This window comes from Flavobacterium sp. (genome assembly GCF_035760125.1).
In the GTDB taxonomy this organism is placed as follows: Bacteria; Bacteroidota; Bacteroidia; order Flavobacteriales; family Flavobacteriaceae; genus Flavobacterium.
In genome coordinates this window covers 1-3465 of the sequence record NZ_DASTTN010000299.1, presented here as the reverse complement: position 1 = coordinate 3465, position 3465 = coordinate 1, and the positions used below count along the sequence as shown (strand labels likewise).

Annotated in this window: 2 protein-coding genes and 1 pseudogene; all 3 read left to right on the top strand. The window is 38.2% G+C overall.

The genetic code is table 11. The features are described 5' to 3' along the window. Positions 1-649, top strand: a pseudogene (locus VFS71_RS10770) (DEAD/DEAH box helicase); the annotation flags it as partial. A gap of 201 nt (positions 650-850) precedes the next feature. Beyond that, entirely contained in the window at positions 851-2188 is a 1338-nt protein-coding gene (locus VFS71_RS10765; RefSeq protein ID WP_326401220.1) for a DEAD/DEAH box helicase, read from the top strand. Between the two features lie 97 nt (positions 2189-2285). Next, positions 2286-3465: NAD(P)/FAD-dependent oxidoreductase (locus VFS71_RS10760; protein WP_326401219.1), on the top strand; the 1180-nt coding region annotated here is incomplete at its 3' end.

Genomic DNA, 3465 nt, shown 5'->3' with positions numbered 1-3465 from the left:
AGATGCGATTCTAACTTCAGTAGGAATCCTTACAACCGGATTTGACGAACCAACCGTTGAAACCATTATATTGAACAGAGCCACAAAATCGTTGACATTATATTTCCAAATGATTGGTCGTGGTTCTCGAAAACTACCAGGAAAAGACGAATTTTCAGTAATCGATTTAGGTAATAATGCGGCTCGTTTCGGACTATGGAGCGATCCTGTAAACTGGCAGCACATCTTTAAATCTCCTGAGTTTTACTTAGAAAATTTAAGGGATGACAGCGAAATCGAATTGCATTTCAAATATGCTATGCCACCAGAATTGCGTGCCAAGTTCAGCAAAACTGTCGATGTTACTTTTGATGTGGATGAAGAACACAAACTGGCAATCGCACAAAATTTAAGATCCAAAGTGGTTTTAGAAAAATCAATTGACCAACACGCTGCCATGTGTGTGGACAATACCGAAGAATTACAGGAAGCCAAAGCTCTTTCAAAAGAATTGGAAGCCGATATCGAATATCGCGTAAAACGTTTTTCAAAATGCCTTTCCCAATGCAGTAAAAACTACAGAGAATGGCTAATGGACGATTATAAATTAAAAATGACCTTATTAATCGGTAAAAAATACCGTGAGAAAGTCATGAACGAACTCGATTAATAAACAATCAAATTTCAAGGTAGAGACGCAATGCAAAGCGTCTCTATTTTGATTTATATAAATAATTTTTAGGAGCTATTTCCCGCTATCCGTTGCAATCTTTTCTTTTTTAAAGAAAAAAAGAAAAGGATTTTCACTTCTATCGGGGCTAAAACAACATTCTGCTATTCAAAAGCATTTTACAATTAAAAAACAAAAAGCATGTCAACACAATTCTCAGATTTAGGAGTTTCAAAAGGTACACTAAAAGCGATTACCGAAATGGGAATTGTAACCCCAACCGAAATTCAGCAAAAAACCATTCCGCTGTTGTTATCAAACAGTACCGATATCGTGGGACTTGCCAAAACAGGAACGGGAAAAACCGCTGCTTTTGGATTGCCATTATTGCAATTGATAGACACCAACATTTCTGCTGTACAAGCCGTAATACTTGTGCCTACAAGAGAATTGGGACAACAAATTTTCAATAATTTAGAGAGTTACGCTAAGTATCTTCCTGAAGTTTCAATCGCAGCCGTTTGTGGCGGAATCCCAATCAAACCACAAATCGAACGATTAAAAACACCAACACATATTGTCGTGGCAACGCCGGGTCGTTTGATCGATTTGTTGCAACGCAAAGCCATCAGCCTAAAAGACACCAAATTTCTCGTTCTCGACGAAGCCGATGAAATGGTATCCATTCTTAAGGAAGCTTTGGACGAAATCATAACCGAATTACCCAAAACATACAGAACTTTTTTGTTTTCGGCGACTATGCCTGGAACAATAAAGCAGTTAATCCAGAATTACCTAAACAAAAACGTAGTGACGGTAAGCGCCAGTATGGAAACTGTCGGTAATCAAGGAATTGATCACAACTATATTGTGGTAGATCCTATAGAAAAACTGGATGTTTTAATGCATTTCCTGAATTCCAAAGATGGGGAACGCGGTATTATCTTCTGCAAAACCAAAGCTGCTGTCAATAAATTAGCTAAAAACTTAGCCATCAACAGATTTTCATCGGGAGCATTACACGGAAGTTTGTCACAGGGAATCCGTGACCGAATCATGGAACAATTTCGCGAGGGACACATCAATATTTTGGTGGCAACCGATTTGGCCGCCAGGGGAATTGACGTAAAAGAAATCTCTTATGTGGTCAATTACCATTTGCCGGATGTTTATGAAGTCTATGTTCACCGTAGCGGAAGAACGGCTAGGGCAGGAGCCAAAGGACTTTCTTTAACCGTTTTGCAACCCGAAGAAGTGGCTGAAATTGCTGATTTCGAAAAAGAATTAGGAATCCAGTTTACTAAATATAAAAAACCGTCTGTTGCGAGTATTGAAGAAAACAACACGCTTTTATGGGCGAAGCAAATCTTCAAAACCAAACCCAATCACGACGTGGATGCCGAATTAAAAACAAAAATAAAAACCATTTTTCATCATCTTACCAAAGACGAATTGATTGAAAAATTATTGGCCAATTATTTGTTGCAAAACAAAACAGAAATAGCCGAAAAGCCTGTTAAAAAACTAAAAAAAAACTAATTATTTATAAGTTTTTTAATAATCCAATATTTTATAGCATCCATAAATAGCGTATATTTATGGATGCTTTTTTTTTAACAACATCACAAAAAACAATATGCAAATAGTTATTATAGGAGGAGGTTTTGCTGGAATTAATTTAGCCAAAGAACTCGCCAACCACAAAGAAATTGAAGTAACCCTCGTTGACAAAAACAATTATAATTTCTTTCCGCCACTCATCTATCAGGTTGCCACAGCCTTTTTGGAACCTTCAAGTATCAGTTATCCATTCCGAAAATTTTTTGCAGGTAAAAAAAACCTTCAGTTTCGTTTGGGAGAATTACAAAAAGTGATTCCTGCCGAAAACAAAATAATCCTCAATAATGGCGAATTGCATTACGACCGCTTGGTTTTTGCAACAGGCGCCGAAACGAGTTATTTTGGAATGGAAAATGTCAAGAAAAATGCCATTCCGATGAAAACCCTCAATGATGCTATTGAAATGCGCAATGCATTATTGAAAAATCTGGAAAAAGCAGCCATCTGCAAAGACATTCATGAACGTAGAAAGCATTTGACCATTGTAGTCGTTGGAGGTGGCCCTACAGGAGTTGAAGTATCGGGAATGTTTGCCGAAATGCGAAAAAACATTTTGCTTAAAGAATATCCCGAATTACAAACCTCTGCCAGCAATATTTATTTAATCGATGGGGGAGACGCCTTATTGTCGCCCATGAGCGAGGAATCCCAAAAAGACACTTTGGAAGCAGTAACCCAACTTGGAGTTGTCGTAAAACTAAACACCCGAGTAGTGGATTATAAAGACGATACCGTTTTTTTAGGTGACGGCAAAACCATACAAACCAAAAACTTAATTTGGGCGGCTGGAGTTTCAGCAAGGGAATTTGACGGAATTCCGGCGGAAAGTTACGGTCGTGGCAAACGAATGGCAACTGACGCTTTCAACAAAGTAAACGCTACCGAAAACATCTACGCCATTGGAGATACCTGTATTCAACTCAACGATGTGGATTTTCCGGGAGGTCACCCACAAGTAGCGCAAGTGGCTATTCAGCAAGGAGTAAATCTAGCAGAAAACTTCAAGCTAATGGTTCAAAATAAAACGCTAAAACCCTTTAAATACAAAGACAAAGGTTCTATGGCAATCATTGGAAAAAACAAAGCCGTTGTCGATTTACCCAAACCCAAAATGCATTTCAAAGGCTTTTTAGCTTGGATGATTTGGTTATTTGTCCACCTCATGTCCTTAATAACCTACCGCAACAGATTGAACA